This window comes from Bradyrhizobium jicamae, from assembly GCF_018130215.1.
Classification (GTDB): Bacteria; Pseudomonadota; Alphaproteobacteria; order Rhizobiales; family Xanthobacteraceae; genus Bradyrhizobium; species Bradyrhizobium jicamae_A.
In genome coordinates this window covers 126,623-144,476 of the sequence record NZ_JAFCKQ010000006.1, presented here as the reverse complement: position 1 = coordinate 144,476, position 17,854 = coordinate 126,623, and the positions used below count along the sequence as shown (strand labels likewise).

The window sequence follows — 17,854 nt, the reverse complement described above, 5'->3', positions numbered from 1 at the left end:
ACCCGGAATCTCGCGATTCCGGGTCAGACGCTTCGCGCCTGTCCGGAATGACGACAACGGCTGGCTCAATTCACGATTCTCACCGGCAAGCTTCGTATACCGCGGATGAAATTGGAATAGAGCCTTTGTGGTGGGCCCATGATCTCAAAGCGCAGGTCGCGGTTCAGGACTTCTTCCCAAAGGATGCGCAATTGCTGCTCGGCGAGGCGATCGCCGACGCAGCGATGGATGCCGGCGCCGAAGGCGAGATGCTGGCGCGGCTTGGCGCGGTCGATGATGAATTCGTCGGCACGCTCGATCTTGTCCTCGTCGCGATTGCCGGAGATGTACCACATCACGACCTTGTCGCCCTTCCTGATCCGGCGGCCGGCGAGCTCGACATCATTGCGTGCGGTGCGCCGCATGTGCAGCACCGGCGTGTGGTAGCGGATGATCTCACAGACCAGGCTCGGGATCAGCTCGCGCCGCGCGCGCACCAGCTCGAACTGCGAGGGGTTGTCGCACAGCGCCAGCAGCCCCGCCGACATGGAGTTGCGCGTGGTATCGTTGCCGCCGACGATCAGCAAGCCGATCGTGCCGATGAACTCGCGCGGCTCCAGATTTCGCGTCGCCGGCGAATGCGCCAGCATCGAAATCAGGTCAAAGGTCGGCGGCGCATCGATCCTCGCATCCCACAGCTTGCGGAAACTTTCGCCCATCTTCATCAGTTCGGCCGTGCGCTCGGCCTCCGAATGCACGACCGCGTCGGGCGACTCGACATTGGCGATCGCAACATCCGACCACCACGTCAGCTTCGCGCGATCCTCCCACGGAAAGTCGAACAGCGTCGCCAGCATCATGTTGGTGAGATCGACCGAGACCCGTTCGGCCCAGTCGAAGGTCTCGTTGCGCGGCAACGCGTCGAGCACATCAGCGGTGCGCTTGCGGATCAGCGCCTCGAAATTGGCGAGGTGCGAGGGCGCTACGATCGGAGCCACCGTACGGCGCTGCGCGGTATGCCCCGGCGGATCCATGCGGATGAAGCTCGGCCGCTCCTGCCCCTTGGGCTGATCGGCCACCTGGATACCGCCCAGTTCGGACGCGGAGGAAAAGTTCTGGTGATCCAGCTCGACCGCGAAGATGTCGTCGTAGCGCGTTACCGACCAGTACGGGCCGTAAGACGATGCCTCGCAATAATGCACGGGATCGTCGCGGCGCAGCTCTGCGAAAAGCGGACGCCATATATCGTCCTGGTACAGCCTGGGATCGCTGACGTCTGTTGACGTTGCCTTGCGCTGCGCCTCTCCCATCGCCTCACTCCCGCATGGTCCGTCGCCGCTTGCCGGGCGATCGTGTTGTGGCGGCGACGATAGGGTGAAATCGGAGGCTGAGTAAAGGCACGGAACCGGGTTCATGGCCCGGGCGACAGCACGAGATTGACGCCGCGGACCTCGTCCTTGTCAGGCGCACGCGGCGGTTTGCCCGGCTCGACCAGTTGCAATTGCAGGTGCAGGTGCTGGTCAACCAAAGCCGTCGGCGGAACCGCGATGGTCACGGTGCTGCCCTTGTCCCGGCCCGGGAGCGCGTAGGGCACGATCGCACCCAGCGCCTGGCCCTGCGCAGTCATGGCGACGACCTTGGCGCCCGGCGGCAGCGGCCCCGTCACGATCTGAAGCTCGATCGTCTCGCCATTGGAAGGCTGGCGCGAGGCCGACAGATCGAACGATTTTGCCTGCTGTGCGAGAGACATGCTGGTCCAGCACCCGTTCAAGCCTGCAAGCAACAACGCGGTGGACAGAATACGCTTCATCGCAGCTCAGTCTGTCCTCACCTTGATGCCGCTGACAAGAGGCGCGGTCGGCGCCGCACCTGCGGCCAGCGCCGGCCGCACCGAATTGCCGATCGGCACCACGCGGATATCGAGCGACACCTCTCCCGTCGTCCCCGCGGCGGGAAGATTGTTTGGCAACGGCACTGTGAAGGTCACCGGCCCGTGATGCGGATGGCCGAAAATCGTGATCGCGCCCGCCGCGAGCGGAGCCACGCCAGGGGTCGGCGACACCAGCACGCGGAAACGGCGGCCCAGGTCCTCGTGGGTCAGATTGAGGGTGATCTCCGCGACGCGCGGCCCGGCATCAGCGCGGGCAGCCTGCAACGCGGAGGCCGGCACGCGTACGGTGCCGCCCGCGGCCCTGGACGACCCGACCCGTTCCGACAGCACGGCGCCGCTGAACACCTGCGGGTTGCTCGCGATCACCGGCCCCGCCGCAGGGACCTGGTCCTCGCCAGATCCCGGCGAGTAGTCGTAACCAAACACGCTCGGCAGGGCGTAGCTGCCGGCATTGGTCTGCGTCACCGGCTGGCTCTGCGCGTTGGAGAAGAAGCGGAACTGCTCGTTCGACCAGGCGTCGAGATCCGGACCTTGCGGCAGGGTCGGACGCCCGAGCGCGGTCTGCCGGCGGGTCCAGACGTCCCAGAGCCGGTCGAGATTGCCGTGGTGCAGAAAGAAGATCGGATCAACAGGCGAATAGAATTGCACCATGAACGCGCCGCCGCCACCGCCCATCGCACCGTGGACGTTGTCATGCGGTTGGCTCTCCAGGATGCCCTTGGTACTGCCGGCGCTGTGATTGGGCGCCTTGGCACTGGCGAAGCCGGCGGGATCGTTGGGTCCGCCGTCACCCGCGAACTGCGTCGTGCGCAGCGAGCTTCGAATGGTCGGCAGCGACACCGCGACCCTGGTGTCGGAGTCGAGGTCCGGATTGGTCGCCGTCAACCCGCGTGCGCTGGGCTGGTCGAAGAATACCTGCGGCAGCAGGTTCATGAAATCATCAGCGGTCGCAATCCCGCGATCGTTGAGCACGCCGAGCTGATCCTGTGAGAACGACGCATACAGCGTCGTGACGACGGGCCGGAACTGGGCGCTGAACTCGTCGAAGGTCGGGATGAAGCCGCTGTTGTTGGGATCGAGCACGCCGTCGAACATCGCCTGCGGCACGCTCGGCGTCTTGGTCCAGTCCCAATAGGGCAGCGCAAAGTCGGGATCGCCGCTGAGATCGCGCAACGTCGTCTCGAGCCAGCCGAGATAGGCGCGGTGCCAGACCAAGAACCACCAATTGCCGTGCGGGCAATCGAACAGATGCACCATCGCGTTGCGATACCAGTTGCGCGGATCGGTCGGCGGCAGAGCCAGCATCTTGCTGATGCCCGTCTTGTAGCTGGCGAGCACCCGCGGCGGCATTGCCGGATCGGTGATCTCCCAGCGCCGGAACTGCGCGCCCTGCGCACGCGCGCCGGACGGCAGCATGGCGGTTGCGGCGAGTGCGGCGCCTGCGCCCAACAGGCGGCGGCGCGTGAGCGATGAGACGTCGGCCTGCATCATGGCTTGCTCCTGTTGCAATCACACAAACATCACGCGTCGGCGCTTCGTTTCATGAAGCGCGTCCAATCCATTTGCCCCCACTGCGAAATCTGACATCCTGCTGGCTCCGGCGACGATGCCGCCTCTCCAATGCGCCGGTGCGGAAAACGAAGCAAAAATATCACAAGTTGATAATGTCGATACAATACACCTTGGCGGGAAGCGCGGCAAGCAAACGGCGGAAGCGACATTTGCGCGCGGGGCGGCCGGTAGCGCGCTTCATTGCCTGGAATGCCACCGATCCGTCCCGCTCCCTGCAAATCGCGATACCAGCTCCGCTTTCCGATGTTTGTAGACAGCAGCGAGACCGATTAGCCTTGGCGTCAATCAACACGTTCGGGAGCAACACCAGGTGGCCGCGACGCGCCAGCATCACACTTCGCCGGAGACGGCCGCACTCGACTATGACGTCATTATCATCGGCGCCGGCCTGTCCGGCATGTACCAGCTCCACCGGCTGCGCGAGATTGGCCTCAAGGCGCGGATATTCGAGACCGGCACGGATGTCGGCGGCACCTGGTACTGGAACCGCTATCCCGGCGCGCGCTTCGATTCGGAGAGCTATTCCTACGGCTATTCGTTCTCGAAGGAGTTGCTGCAGGAATGGGAGTGGTCCGAGCATTTCGCCGGCCAGCCGGAAACCTTGCGCTACTGCAACTACGTCGCCGACAAGTTCGACCTGCGCCGCGACATCCAGTTCGAGAGCCGCGTCACGGCGGCAATCTATCAAGGCGATACGCGAAGCTGGGAGATCACGCTTGCGAGCGGCGCGCGCTCGACCTGCCGCTTCCTGGTCACCGCGGTCGGTCCGCTGTCGACGCCGACGCTGCCGCGCATCGAGGGACGCGACGATTTCGCGGGCCAGTCCTTCCACACCGCGCGCTGGCCGAAAGAAAAGGTCCATTTCGCCGGCAAGCGCGTCGCCGTGATCGGCACCGGGGCGACCGGCATCCAGACCATCCAGACCATCGCTTGCGAGGTCGGACACCTCACCGTGTTCCAGCGTACCGCCAACTGGGCCGCGCCGCTGCACAACGGCAAGATCGATGCCGAGACGCAACGGCGGATCAAGGCCGGCTATGGCGAGATCTTCGCGCGCTGCAAGGAAACCTTCGCCTGCTTCGTCCATACGCCCGATCCGCGCGGCGCGTTCGAGGTCTCGGACGCGGAGCGCGAGGCGTTCTATGAGAAGCTCTATGGCGAGCGCGGCTTCGGCATCTGGCAGGGCAATTTCAGAGACATCCTGATCGACCGCAAGGCAAACGCGACGATCAGCGATTTCGTCGCACGCAAGATCCGCGAGCGCGTGAAGGATCCTGATGTCGCCGAGAAGCTGATCCCGAAAAACCACGGTTTCGGCACGCGGCGGTTGCCGCTCGAAACCTTCTATTACGAGGTCTACAACCGCGACAATGTGGAGTTGGTTGACCTCGTGGCGACGCCGATCGAGCGGATCACGCGTGATGGCATCAGGACCAGCGAGAAGGACTACGCCTTCGACATCATCATCTATGCGACGGGTTTCGACGCCATCACCGGCAGCTTCGACAAGATCGATGTCCGTGGCGCGAATGGCGCGCGACTAAGGGACAAGTGGCAACATGGCCCCGAGACCTATCTCGGGCTGATGGTCGACGGCTTCCCCAACATGATGATGCTGATGGGCCCGCACACCGCGCTCGGCAACATCCCGCGCAGCATCGAATACAGCGTCGACTGGGTCACCGGCCTGATCCGCTTCGCGATCGACAATGAGCTGACCTTCCTCGACGCGACGCCCGAAGGCACCGCGGGATGGACCGATCATGTAAAGGCGCTGGGCGTCGGCCTGCTCTCCAACGAGGTCGATTCCTGGATGACCGGCATCAACCGCAACGTCGAGGGCAAGCAGACGCGAATCGTCGCCCGCTACAGCGGCAGCGCCCCCGCCTACCGCGAACGCTGCGATGCAGTGGCGGCGAGGGGATATGATGAGTTGCGGATGGAGTAGTTTGCGCCATTCGCGCGGGCCGCGTGCATCGCCCTCCGTAGTCGCCCCGGCTTTCGGACGACAGTGAACGTGTTTCGCGGCCCGTGAATCATACGATGGGCCAGATCAATGATCACCCTGTAAGGGACGCACCGGGGGAAGGGTTCCCTCTCCCCTTGCGGGAGAGGGCTAGGGAGAGGCGTGCCACACGGCCTGAGCTCTCCGTATGCGCTGCGACGATAAACGATGGAAGATTGCAAGAGCGGTGCGCTCGTCAGACAGCTGAGCCCCGGGCCACCCCTCTCCCGAGAGGGAGCCCGAGGAGGCGCTCACCTCACATGCGATGGGGGAACGCTTCGCTGCATCCTCATCGCCCTCACCACGCATCGATGCAAGGCCGCTTGCGGTGTTTCCGCGGCTCCGGCTTGGGCACCGAGCGCAGGCCGGCCATGATCCAGTCGCGCGTTGCGGCGGGATCGATCACCTCGTCGATCTCGAGCACGGAGGCGATCGAAACCGCCTTGCCGTTGGCGTAGAGCTCGGCGACCTTGGTCTGGAAGTATTTCTCGCGCTCGAAGGGGTCCTCGATCGCTTCCATCTCCTTGCGGAAGCCGAGCCGGACATAGCCCTCCAGCCCCATGCCGCCGAACTCGCCGGTCGGCCACGCCACGGTGAAGAACGAGGCGTGGAAGCCGCCACCGATCATCGATTGCGCACCGAGCCCATAACCCTTGCGCAGCACGATCCCGAACAGCGGCACCGTAAGGCTCGCACCGGTGACGAACATCCGCGCGACGTGGCGCACGATCGCGGTCTTCTCTGCCTCGGGGCCGACCATGAAGCCCGGCGTATCGCACAGCGAGACGAGCGGGATATCGAAGGCGTCGCAGAGCTGCATGAAGCGCGCCGCCTTGTCGCCGGCCGCAGCATCGATCGCACCGCCGAGATGCTTCGGATTGTTGGCGATCAGGCCGAACGGCTTGCCCTCGATGCGGATGAAGGCGGTGATCATGCCTACGCCGAAATCGCGGCGGATCTCCAGCACCGAGCCTTTGTCGGCGATCAGATCGATGACATTTCTGATATCATAGACCCTGAGGCGATTTTCCGGAATGGCCCGTCGCAGCAGCCGCTGGTCCGGCGCGGCCCAGTGCGTCACCGCGCCCTGGAAATACGACAGATATTTCTTCGCCGCCGTCGTCGCCTCGGCCTCGTCCTCGACCAGGATGTCGATCACGCCGTTCGGCGCCTGGAACGTGACGGGGCCGACCTCGGCCGGATGATAGACGCCGAGCCCGCCGCCCTCGATCATCGCGGGGCCGCCCATGCCGATCGAGGCATTCCTTGTGGCGATGATGACGTCGCAGACGCCGAGCATCGCGGCGTTGCCGGCGAAGCAATAGCCGGAGACGATGCCGATGACGGGCACGAGGCCGGAGAGCTTTGCGAACTGCACGAACGACGGGCCGTCGAGCCCGGTCATGCCGAGCCGGTCGGTATCGCCGGGACGGCCGCCGCCGCCCTCGGCATAAAACACCAGCGGCATGCGCCACTGCTCGGCGAGGCCGAGCATGCGGTCGATCTTCTTGTGATTCATGTGGCCCTGCGTGCCCGCAAGCACCGTGTAGTCGTAAGAGATCACCATGCAGCGCGCGCCTTCGGGGCCGAAGTCTTTCGCGTTGACAGTGGCGACGCCTGCGATCAGGCCGTCGGCCGGCGTGTTCCTGATGAGGTCCTCGACCTTGCGGCGGCGGCGCTGTGCCGCGATCGCGAGCGAGCCGTATTCGACGAAGGAGCCTTCGTCGACGAGATGGGCGACATTCTCGCGTGCGGTGCGCTGATTGGTCTTGCGCCGCCGCTCGACCGAGGCTGGGCGATTCTCGTCCAGCGTGATCGCCTTGCGCGCGATCAGTTCGGCCAGGTCAGGACGGATGTGATCGAGATCGATCGCGGCCTCCTGCTCCGCGGTGTGGCCATCGACCTCGGCGGGCTCGATGAACAGGATCGGCTCGCCATGCATCAAGGTGACGCCGGGACCACCCGCGATCCTGGTCACCCGCCCGCCATGCGGCGCGTTGACGAGATGCTCCATCTTCATCGATTCCAGCACCGCGATCTGCTGGCCGGGACGAACAAGATCGCCCTCGGCAACCTCGATCGCGACGACCGTGCCTTGCAGCGGCGCCGGCACCGGGAGCGATCCTTCGGGCGCAGCCTCGGCAGGCGCCGTTTTGACGACGGCCGTCTCCTTCACCTCGACCAGCGGCTCGGCATGGCTTTTGGCGGAGGCGACCAGCGCCGCGACATGGCTATCGATGAATCCGGTGCTGATGTGGTTCCTGATGAACTCCCGATGCGCCAGCACGGCGGCGAGGAACGGGATGTTGGTGGCGACGCCGCCGATCCGGAATTCGCGCAAGGACCGCGCAGCCTTGTGCACCACGTCGGACCATTTTTGGCTCGGCGAATGCACGATGACCTTTGCCAGCAGCGAGTCGAAGGCCGCGCTGGTCCGGTAGCCGGAATAGCCGAACGTGTCGACACGGACGCCCGGGCCGGACGGCAGGTCGAACACGCTGAGCGTGCCGCCGGTCGGCTTGGTACCGCCCTTTTCGTCCATCACCTCCATGTTGACGCGGAGTTGCATCGCATAGCCACGTGGCGACGGGATCGCCGCCTGCGCGAGGCCGAGCGAGGCCAGGCTCGCGCCGGCGGCCACCGCGAGTTGCGCGCGCACCAGATCGACGCCGAGAACCTGTTCCGTCACGGTGTGCTCGACCTGCAGCCGCGGATTGGCCTCGATGAAGGCGAACGCACCGCCTCCGTCCTTCGCTTCGTCATCGACAAGGAATTCGAAGGTGCCGAGATTGTCGTAGCGCGCGGCTGACGCGAGCTGCTTCGCCGCCTCGATGATCTCGGCGCGAAGCGGATCGCCCAGCGACGGGCTTGGCGCGACCTCGATAAGCTTCTGGTTGCGACGCTGGATGGTGCATTCACGTTCCCAGAGATGGCTGATCGCACCATGGCGGTCGCCGATGATCTGCACCTCGATATGCCGCGCCTTCCTGATCAGCCGTTCGACATAGACACTGTCGATGCCAAACGCGGCCTTCGCCTCGGACTGGCAGCGCGCATAGGCCTCGTCCAGTTTCGCGGGATCGTCGACCACGCGCATGCCGCGCCCGCCGCCGCCGGCGATCGCTTTGATCATCACGGCCGCATTCCTGCCGAGCGAGGCGAAGAAGCCCCTTGCGTCCTCGAGCGTGGTCGCGCCGGAGGTGCCGGGAATGATCGGCACACCGCATTTTTTCGCAAGCGCCTTCGCCTCGGCCTTGTCGCCGAAAAGGTCGAGCGCCCTCGGCGACGGGCCGACGAAGGTGATCCTCTCCTCGGCGCAGCGCCGCGCCAGCGTCGCATTTTCGCTGAGGAAACCATAGCCAGGATGCAGCGCGTCGCAGCCTGCGGCCTTCGCGGCGGCCACTATCGCCTCGATATCCAGATAGGCGCGCGCGCCATGGCCCGGGATCTCGTGCGCTTCGTCGGCGGCACGGACATGCAGCGATGCGACGTCATCGGCGGGATAGATCGCGACCGTGGCGATGCCGCTCTCACCAGCAGCCCGCGCAATACGGATGGCGATTTCGCCACGATTGGCGATCAGCAATTTCTTGAAGGACATGGATGGTTCCGTGAGTTGCTTACCTCGCCCCGCCTGCGGGGGAAGGTGACAAAAAGGCGGCTGCGCTGCATCAGCCCGCCGCCCGCTTCTTTTCTTTCACCAGCTGCTCCTCCATCAGCATCTCGGTGCCGATGATGCCCTCGTGGGTGAGTTCCTCGAGCTCGGCATCGGAAAGGCCCAGCAAGCCGCCGAGAATCTCGCGATTGTGCTCGCCGAGCGTCGGCGGCACGGAGCTGATTGCGAACGGCTCGGCCGCCTCGCGGAACGGCATCGACGGTTGCGGATGTTTGCCGATGAAGGCGCGATCGACCTGCTGGATGAAGCCGCGGGACTGCAGCTGCGGATCGTGCAGGAGATCGATCGGCAGCCGCGCGACGCCGGAGGCGACACCGGCAGCTTGCAGCGCGGTCATCGCCGCATCCGGATCGCGCGCGTAGGTCCAGGCCGTGATCGCGGCCTCGATCTCGGCCTCGATCGCGCGGCGGCCCGCGGCCGTCTTCAGTGTCGCGTCGATAACCCAGTCCTCGCGGCCGAGCAGCCGCGCAAGCCGCGGCCACATCGCATCATCAGACACTGCGACCACGATCCAGCTGTCTTCGCCGGCGCAGCGGAAGCAGCCATGCGGCACGAAATCCGGATGGCGGTTGCCGTATCTGGCCGGCGGCCGGCCGTCGATCGAATGCGCCACGATCCAGGGCGCGGCGAACGGCATCATGCATTCGATCTGCGCGAGATCGATGAACTGGCCCTGCCCCGTGACCTTGGCGTGGATCAGCGCGGTCAGCACCGCGGCGCAGCCGTTGAGGCCGCCGACGGCGTCGCCGAATGCCGTGTGGCTCATCACCGGCGGCCCGCCCGCGTCGCCGACCACGCTCGGCAAACCGGAGCCCTGTTCCAGGGTCGAGCCATAGGCGCGGCAATCGCGATACACGCTGCCGGCGCCGAACGCCGACATCGACATCATCACGATCCCTGGATTGAGCTCGCTGAGCACATCGTAGCCGAGGCCTAGCTTCGGCAACACCTCGACGGAATAATTGTCGACCACGAGGTCCGCATCGGCGAGCAGCCGCTTCGCGAGTGCGAGCCCTTTCGGCCGGGTCAGATCGAGCGTGATGCCGCGCTTGTTCCGGTTCATGATGCAGTAGCGAACCGACTTCTCGTACATCTGCTCCAGCACATAGGCCGGGCGGCGGTCGACGCCGCGCCACCAGTCCGGATACTGGATCGCCTCGATCTTGATGACGTCGGCACCGAGATCGGCGAGCGTGCGGGTGCAGATCGGGCCGGCCCAGCCCATCGAGAAATCGATGACCCGGATGCCTTCCAACGGCAGCCGAGCGGCCGCGACGGGCTTCGGCGCCGGCGCGCGCGCCACGGTCTCGCGCCTCGTCTGCCGTTCGCCGATATCAGGCACCCTGCCGCCACGGAGCGGCGGCGTTCCCGTCAAACGCTGCATCGAGCCGGCGGAAAAGCCGGTCTCGCCGCCGACCGAAACAGGCACGATGGCGCCGCGGGCGCGCTTCTCCTCATCGGCCACGAGATCGGAGATCTCGGGCATCGGCACGATCGGGATCTTGCGCCTGAGGCCCTCGGCGAACCATTCCTGCGCGGTGCGCTGCCTCAGCTTCGGCAGGATCCTGCTTTCGATGTCTGCGACACGCTGCAGCCTGTCGACGCCCATGACCAGCGTCGGATCGTCGCGCAGGTCGGGAAGCCCCAGCATCTCGCAGAACGAGCGCCACTGCGCCGGTGTCACCGTGGTGACGCCGAGCCAGCCTTGTTTGGTCTCGTAGATGCCGACCGGAAAGGTCGGCCAGAAGCGGTTGACGCCGATCCGGCGCATGATGTCGCCGCGCGAGAACGCCTCGAACATGATGTATTCGGTGACGGCGATGCTGGCCTCGAACAGGCTCAGATGGCTCGCGCGCCCGCATCCGTCCTGCATCCGGCCCAGCACCGACGATGACGCAGCGATGAAACCCCAGAGCCCGCCCAAGATGCCGGTCTGGAAATCCGGCGCGTGCATCGGCGGCCCCTGTTCCGGCCCGACCAGTTTGATCAGCCCGGTCAGCGCGCGGATGGTCGAGTCGGTCGCGGCGAAGTCAGCGTAGGGACCGCGGTCGCCGAACCACGACAGATCAAGATGGACCAGGCCGGGATGTTGCCGCCTGATCGCGGCCAGATCAACATCGGGACAGTCGGCCGCATCGAGGCCGCGGCCGTCGAGCAGAATGTCGCAAGCCTCGATCAGTTCGCTCAGCCGCGACGCCGCGTTCGGGTCGCTCCGATCGAGCACGATGCTCGATTTGTTGAAATTGAGAAACGCAAACCACGCGCTCTGCCCGCCATGTGTCAGCGGAGCGGCGCGACGCAGCGGGTCGCCCTGCTTCGGCTCGATCTTCTGCACGTCGGCACCGAAATCGGCGAACAGCCGTGCGCAATAGGCGGTCGCAGCCGCACTTCCGATCTCGACTATCCGCAGATGCGACAATGCGCCCATCAGGCTTCCTCGCGAGCATTGCACCAGCGATCGATGATCACTGATTGAGTTTCTTGTTGCCTGAACTTGAAGCCGCCGGGCGGCGACGATGCAAGTGGAATTTTCTTCCGCTTGACGGAATTCGCGAGACGGTATTTGGACTTGCGCTGACTTCACATTACCCCTCTCCTGCACGCAATCGGGTGCTGCCCGGCACCTGCCGGTCCGTTAGACTGCAGCATCTCGAAGCCAGTACATGCGATGTCCGCCAAACCTGCCTTCGACCTGGTCTTCCGCAACGCCGTGACCCGCGCCCCGGCCGGTGCGGTCGATATCGGCATCGCCAACGGCACGATCGCCGCGATTGCGCCGCATCTCGCCTGCGAGGCGGTCGAGATCGACCTCGGCGGCCGGCTGACGCTGCCCGGCTTCGTCGACAGCCACATCCATCTCGACAAGGCCTGCCTGCTTGGCCGCTGCGGCCACGACCATGCGAGCGTCGCTGACGCCATCCGCGCAGTCGCGGCGATGAAGCGTGATTTCACGGTCGAGGACGTCCATGCGCGCGGCGCGAAAGTGATCGAGCGCGCGATCACGGCGGGCACCACGCGGATGCGGACCCATGTCGAGATCGACCCGCGCATCGGGCTGCGCGGCTACCAGGCGGTGAAGGCGCTGAAGCGCGATTATGCCTGGGCGCTCGACCTCTCGCTCTGCGTCTTCCCGCAGGAAGGCCTGACCAACGATCCCGGGGCCGACGAATTGCTTGTTGCAGCGCTCCGCGACGGAGCGGACGCGATCGGCGGCTGCCCCTATGCCGACACCGACCCGAACGCGCATATCACTCGGATCTTCGATCTGGCGCAGGAGTTCGACCTCGATGTCGACCTGCATCTCGATTTCGATCTCGATCCTTCCTGGTCGCACATGGAGGAGGTGTGCCGGCAGACCGAGCGGCGCAATTATCACGGGCGAGTCGCGATCGGGCATGCGACGAAACTCTCCGCGCTTCCGCCTGATAGCCTGAAGGCCGCGACCGGGCGGCTTGCCAAGGCGGGCGTCGCCGTCACCGTGCTGCCGGCGACCGACCTCTATCTGATGGGCCGCGATGCCACCCACAACACCCCGCGCGGGCTCACGCTCGCGCACCGGCTGGCCGCCGGCGGCGTGCTGTGCTCGGTCGCGACCAATAATGTGCAGAACCCGTTCACACCGTTCGGCGACGCCTCGCTGCTGCGCATGGCCAACCTCTACGCCAATGCCGCGCAGGTCGGGATCAGCGAGTTCGAGGCCTGCCTCGATCTCGTCACCGACCTGCCGGCACGGCTGATGAACCTAGGGGATTACGGCATCGCGGTCGGCAATCCCGCCGATATCGTCGTGCTTGATACCGACAGCGGCCCGGGCGCGATCGCCGAGCTGCCCGACGTGCTGATGGGCTTCAAGCGCGGCCGCAAGGTGTTCGAGCGGCAGCGGCCGACGCTGTTCCGGCCTTGATCCGACCGCCATTGCCAGCGAAGCGAAGCAATCGGTCGGCCCCGCATGTGCGGACCCCTCGCTCCTCGCATTGACGGGGCTGCATTGTCGCATTGCCCCGGCGTGAATTGACGCGTCCACCGATCCGTTGTTGGGTTTCGTAAGAACAACAGAGCCCGGGGCGGAAACCATGAGCAAAGCCACCACAATCAAAGCCGTCGAAACGCTCGCCTGCGATGCCGGCTGGCGGAACTATCATTTCGTCAAAGTCACGACCGAGGACGGGCTGGTCGGCTGGAGCGAATTCGACGAGGGCTTTGGCGCGCCCGGCGTCACCGCAGCGATCGAGCGGCTGTCGGCGCGGGTGGTCGGCAAGAATACGTTCCAGCATGAGAGCATCTATGCCGAACTGTTCGCCGCGACGCGCCCCGCGGCCGGTGGCGTGGTTGCGCTGGCGTTAGGGGCGATCGAGAACGCGCTGCTCGACGCCAAGGCCAAGGCGCTCGGCGTGCCCTGCTACGAGTTGCTCGGCGGCAAGATTCGCGACCGGGTACGGGTCTACTGGTCGCATTGCGCGACCTGGCGCATCAATCATCCCGACTGGTACAAGCCTGCGATCACGGACCTCGACGGCGTCAAGGCAATCGGCCGCGAGGTGCGCGAGAAGAAATTCTCGGCGATGAAGACTAACATCTTCGTCTACACCGACGGCAAGCCGACAGGCTGGCGGCCGGGCTTCGGCTCGCCGTTCGAGCCGGAGATCAACGTCGACCGCAACGTGCTGCGCAATCTCTGCATGCACCTGGAGGCAATCCGCGACGGCGCGGGTCCCGATGTCGACCTGCTGCTCGACCTCAATTTCAACGCCAAGACCGAAGGCTATTTGAAGATCCTGCGCGCCATCGCCGACATGGACATGTTCTGGGTCGAGATCGACACCTTCAACCCGCAGGCGCTCGGTTACATCCGCCGCCGGAGCCCGCATCCGATCTCGTCCTGCGAGACGCTGCTGGGCCTGCGCGAATTCCTGCCCTATTTCACCGAGCAGGCGATGGACGTCGCGATCATCGACACGCCGTGGAACGGCGTCTGGCAGTCGATGAAGATCGCAAATGCCGCCGAGCATTTCGAGGTCAACGTAGCGCCGCATAATTTCTACGGCCACCTCTGCACCATGATGAACGCGCATTTCTGCGCCGCGGTGCCGAATTTGCGGATCATGGAGACCGACATCGACCGTCTCGCCTGGGACCACGAGCTGTTCACGCACGTACCAGATTACGTCGATGGCCATCTCGTGATCCCGGATCGCCCGGGCTGGGGCACCGAGCCGAACGAGGAAGGGCTTCGCGCGCATCCACCGAAGAACAAGGGCGGGCTGCTGAATTACGGGCTGAAGAAGTAGGGATTTCAAACCAGCCCGCTCCCCACCGTCGTCCCGGCGCTGGCCGGGACGATATCAGCTAATTATCATCCCTGACCGTCGTAAACGCGCTGTCCACGACGTCGCCGATGGGCTGCCAGGCGTTGCCGTCGAACTGCACCAGGCGCATCTGCTTGATGGGGCGGAAATCCTTCGGCCCGGTGTTGATCGCGATCCCCGGCAGCGCGATCGGGCTCTGGTAGTCCTTCAGCGCCTCTGCCTGCCGCATCACGTTCTCGCGCGAGACATCGTTGCCGCACTGTCGCAGCACCTGGAGCAGCGTGTCGGCCGCGGCGTAACCGAACACGGCGTAAAGATCGTCCTTGTCGCCGTCGGGGAAATACTTGTCCATGAAGGTGAGCCACGCCTTGATGTGCGGATCGTCCTTCCAGGAGGCGTCGCCGGCATCCTTCAGGAACGAGGTCGAGATCACGCCGAGCGAGTTCTGCAGGCCCGCTGGGCGCAGTGCGCTGGCGATCGAGGCCGAGGCGTTGTCGAGGATGAAGACCGGATGCCAGTCAAGCTGCTCGGCGGCGCTGCGGATCGCGCGTGCGGCGATCGCCGGCGCGCCGTCGAACACCAGGATCTCGGCGCCGGAGTCCTTCAGGATCCCGAGCTGGTTCTGGATCGCAGTCTCCGACGCATCAAAGGCGAGATCGGCGACGATCCTGCCAGCCGTGTCGCCGAGCCCTTCCTGCAAACCCTTGAACAGGTCGCGACCGAACTGGTCGTTCTGCCAGAGCACGGCGATCTTGCGGTCGGGATAGGCGGCCTGGATGTAATTGGCGTAGATCCGGCCCTCGGCACGGAAGGTCGGCTGCCAGCCCATGCTCCATGGAAATGCCGTGGGATGCGCCCACGCCTCGTCACCGGATGCAACGAACAGTTGCGGGATCTTCCTCTCGTTGAGATAGGTCCGCGTCGCCAGATTGTCCGGCGTGCCAAACGAGCCGAACATCATGAGCACGTTCTGCTTCTCGACGAGGTCGCGGGTCTGCTCCACCGCGGTCTGCGGACTGGAGCTGTCATCCACCGAGATGAATTTGATCTTGCGGCCGTTGACGCCGCCCTGCTCGTTGATCATGTCGAAATAGGCCGCCTCCGCCCGCCCGATGGTGGCAAACGCGGCCAGCGGGCCGGTGTAGGGCATGATATTGCCGATGCGGATGTCGCCGTCGACGGCGGCTTCCGTTGCCGGCTGCGCGCGCAACGCTGCGACGGTCGTCAGCGCTCCGAGGACGAGGACGATCGAAAGCACGGCTTGTCTTTTTGTTTGCATCAACATCGCCACAAACGCCGGCACGCCAGCGCCCCTCCCAAGCGATCCGACCTTAACGTCGAAGGCAACGCTCGAAAAATGAAATGTTGATGGCAGAGTTCCGCGTCACCGCAACGTTATATCTAGCCAGCCGAGCCCATTCACCGTGACCCGGTCGCCGATGTCGACCAGCACGGTTGTTGTCTCGGCCTCGATGATCGCGGGGCCATCAAGCGATTGGCCGGGCCTGAGATCGTCAAGCCCATAGACCGGCACCTCGCGCCATGCGCCGAACCAGGCCTGCCGCCTGCCGCGCGGTGCGCAGGGCGCGGTGGAGGACACGGCGGCGGCATCGCCGGCACGCCGCGCCACCTTGCCGACCGCGGCGACGCGGGCGTTGACGAAGACCACCTCCTGGCCGCGCGAGGCATAGGTGTAGAGCTCCTCGTGGCGGCGGTGGAAGCGCTCCTCGATGTCGGCGACCAGATCGGGGGCGTTAAGGTCGACATCGCCGAGCAGCACGTCGATTTCGAACACCTGCTCGCCATAGCGCATCTCCGCCGAGCGCTCGATCGCGATGTCGCCCTTGAACCAGCCGCGCAGACGGCCGGCGGCCTGCTTCTCCAGGGCGGCGAACAGCCCACGCACCTCGTCGGCAGAAATCCGGCCCGTGCCGTAATGCGTGCGGCTGACCTCGTAGCGCAGATCGCTGGTCAGCATGCCCCAGGCCGACAGCACGGAAGCGACCGTCGGCACGATGATGCGCCTGATCTCGAGTTCGCGCGCCACCTCCGCCGCATGCATGCCGGCGGCGCCGCCAAAGCTCAGCAGCGCGAATTTGCGGGGATCGACGCCACGGCGCAAGGTCGTCAGGCGGATGCCGTCGGCCATCTTCAGATTGATCATCTTGTAGATGCCGGCGGCCGCTTCGATCCGTGACAGATCGAGCGCCGCGGCGATGCGGTCGACCGCGGCTTCCGAGGCGGCGCGATCGAGCGGCCGCGCGCCGCCCATGAAGGCTCGGGCGTCGAGATAGCCGAGCACGACATTGGCATCGGTGACGGTGGCAGCCAGGCCGCCATTGCCGTAGCAGGCAGGACCCGGCACGGAGCCGGCGCTCTCGGGGCCCACGCGCAGCGTGCGGCCGCCGTCTACGCTGGCGATCGAGCCGCCGCCGGCCGCGATGCTGGCAATATCGAGGCTGCGCAACGCGATGCGCTGGCCCGCCAGCATGCCGTCGGCCGAGAGCGAGGCCACACCATCCGAAATCAGCGAGATATCGGTCGAGGTGCCACCCATGTCGAACGGCACGAGGTCGGGAATCCCGAGCAGGTCGGCGCAGCGGCGGCTGCCGGAGATGCCGCCGGCGGGGCCCGACAGTACCGTGCCCGCAGCGAGCCGCGAGGCCTCCTCCACCGGTGCCATGCCGCCATGCGACAGCACGACGAACAGCGATCCCGCAAACCCGGCCTCGATGAGGCTGCGCTCCAGATTGGCGAGATAGCGCTGCACCGTCGGTGCGACATAGGCGTTCACGATCGTGGTCGAGACCCGTTCATATTCCTTAATCTGCGGCAACACGTCGCTGGACCGCGAGACACTGACGCCGGGCAGTTCGTTCGCGAGGCGTTCGACGGCGGCAAGCTCATGCACTGGATTGAGATAGGCGTGCAGGAAGCAGACCGCGACCGAGGTTGCGTCCGATCGCCTGACGTCGGCGATCGCAGCATCGAGCGCAGTCGCATCGAGCGGAATGGACGCGCTGCCGTCCGCCTTCAGTCGCTCGCGCACGCCAAAACGGCGCTCGCGCGGCACCAGCGGCTCGGGCGGCGGCGTCCGCAGATCATAGCGGTCGGGCTTCAGCCCTTCGCGCATCTCGACGACGTCGCGATGGCCTTCGGTGGTCAGCAGTGCGACCCTGGCGCCCTTGCGCTCCAGAAGTGCATTGGTCGCGACCGTCGTGCCGTGCACGAGGCGATCGGTCGCCGCCAGCATCGCCGCGCGCGTAACACCGATGCGGCGCGCCAGCTCTTCAAGCCCGGCCATGACGCCGATCGACTGATCTGCCGGAGTGGACGGTGATTTTGCGAAAACGGTGCGTCCGGTTTCGTCAGTGGCAACCAGGTCGGTGTAGGTGCCGCCGACATCTATTCCAATCGTGAACATG

Annotated in this window: 10 protein-coding genes; 3 read left to right on the top strand and 7 right to left on the bottom strand. The window is 65.4% G+C overall.

Annotated elements, in window-relative coordinates; all coding sequences use genetic code 11:
• Positions 1-65: 65 nt before the first annotated feature.
• From JQ586_RS10555 to JQ586_RS10545, 3 genes are all read right to left on the bottom strand, one after another.
• A complete protein-coding gene (locus JQ586_RS10555; protein ID WP_212394468.1) occupies positions 66-1,289 on the bottom strand; it encodes a cytochrome P450 in 1,224 nt (407 codons plus the stop codon).
• A gap of 101 nt (positions 1,290-1,390) precedes the next feature.
• A complete protein-coding gene (locus tag JQ586_RS10550; RefSeq protein ID WP_212394467.1) occupies positions 1,391-1,789 on the bottom strand; it encodes a hypothetical protein in 399 nt (132 codons plus the stop codon).
• A gap of 6 nt (positions 1,790-1,795) precedes the next feature.
• The gene (locus tag JQ586_RS10545) at positions 1,796-3,361 is read right to left on the bottom strand and encodes a tyrosinase family protein (protein ID WP_212394466.1); all 1,566 of its coding nucleotides are present in this window, start codon (positions 3,359-3,361) and stop codon (positions 1,796-1,798) included.
• Positions 3,362-3,752: 391 nt separating this feature from the next.
• Here JQ586_RS10545 and JQ586_RS10540 point away from each other — a divergent pair, with 391 nt between their 5' ends.
• The gene (locus tag JQ586_RS10540) at positions 3,753-5,390 is read left to right on the top strand and encodes an NAD(P)/FAD-dependent oxidoreductase (RefSeq protein ID WP_212394465.1); all 1,638 of its coding nucleotides are present in this window, start codon (positions 3,753-3,755) and stop codon (positions 5,388-5,390) included.
• Positions 5,391-5,745: 355 nt separating this feature from the next.
• On the opposite strand, the gene JQ586_RS10535 is transcribed toward JQ586_RS10540, so the two are convergent.
• Both JQ586_RS10535 and JQ586_RS10530 read right to left on the bottom strand, forming a co-directional pair.
• Positions 5,746-9,048 carry a carboxyl transferase domain-containing protein gene (locus JQ586_RS10535; protein WP_212394464.1) on the bottom strand — a complete coding sequence of 1,101 codons (3,303 nt, stop codon included), beginning with the start codon at positions 9,046-9,048 and terminating at the stop codon, positions 5,746-5,748.
• A gap of 70 nt (positions 9,049-9,118) precedes the next feature.
• Complete coding sequence (locus JQ586_RS10530; RefSeq protein WP_212394463.1) at positions 9,119-11,551, bottom strand: CaiB/BaiF CoA-transferase family protein; 2,433 nt, start codon at positions 11,549-11,551, stop codon at positions 9,119-9,121.
• A gap of 240 nt (positions 11,552-11,791) precedes the next feature.
• Between JQ586_RS10530 and JQ586_RS10525 the strand changes: the two genes are divergently transcribed.
• Together JQ586_RS10525 and JQ586_RS10520 are read left to right on the top strand one after the other, a co-directional pair.
• A complete protein-coding gene (locus JQ586_RS10525) occupies positions 11,792-13,027 on the top strand; it encodes an amidohydrolase family protein (protein WP_212394462.1) in 1,236 nt (411 codons plus the stop codon).
• Between the two features lie 169 nt (positions 13,028-13,196).
• On the top strand, positions 13,197-14,411 hold the full coding sequence (locus JQ586_RS10520) for a mandelate racemase/muconate lactonizing enzyme family protein (protein WP_212394461.1): 1,215 nt from the start codon (positions 13,197-13,199) through the stop codon (positions 14,409-14,411).
• 58 nt (positions 14,412-14,469) lie between these two features.
• Here the strand turns inward: JQ586_RS10520 and JQ586_RS10515 are convergent, their stop codons facing one another.
• Together JQ586_RS10515 and JQ586_RS10510 are read right to left on the bottom strand one after the other, a co-directional pair.
• Positions 14,470-15,687: an ABC transporter substrate-binding protein gene (locus JQ586_RS10515; protein ID WP_409410974.1), complete on the bottom strand. Its 1,218-nt coding sequence runs from the start codon at positions 15,685-15,687 to the stop codon at positions 14,470-14,472.
• 126 nt (positions 15,688-15,813) lie between these two features.
• Positions 15,814-17,853, bottom strand: coding sequence for a hydantoinase/oxoprolinase family protein (locus tag JQ586_RS10510; RefSeq protein WP_212394459.1), 2,040 nt, complete (start codon positions 17,851-17,853; stop codon positions 15,814-15,816).
• Position 17,854 lies beyond the last annotated feature (1 nt).

Coding starts and splice junctions, on each gene's coding strand:
- JQ586_RS10550 (WP_212394467.1), bottom strand. CDS start 1,789: ATGAAGCGTATTCTGTCCACCGCGTTGTTGCTTGCAGGCTTGAACGGG.
- JQ586_RS10530 (WP_212394463.1), bottom strand. CDS start 11,551: ATGGGCGCATTGTCGCATCTGCGGATAGTCGAGATCGGAAGTGCGGCT.
- JQ586_RS10555 (WP_212394468.1), bottom strand. CDS start 1,289: ATGGGAGAGGCGCAGCGCAAGGCAACGTCAACAGACGTCAGCGATCCC.
- JQ586_RS10510 (WP_212394459.1), bottom strand. CDS start 17,853: ATGTTCACGATTGGAATAGATGTCGGCGGCACCTACACCGACCTGGTT.
- JQ586_RS10525 (WP_212394462.1), top strand. CDS start 11,792: ATGTCCGCCAAACCTGCCTTCGACCTGGTCTTCCGCAACGCCGTGACC.
- JQ586_RS10535 (WP_212394464.1), bottom strand. CDS start 9,048: ATGTCCTTCAAGAAATTGCTGATCGCCAATCGTGGCGAAATCGCCATC.
- JQ586_RS10520 (WP_212394461.1), top strand. CDS start 13,197: ATGAGCAAAGCCACCACAATCAAAGCCGTCGAAACGCTCGCCTGCGAT.
- JQ586_RS10545 (WP_212394466.1), bottom strand. CDS start 3,361: ATGATGCAGGCCGACGTCTCATCGCTCACGCGCCGCCGCCTGTTGGGC.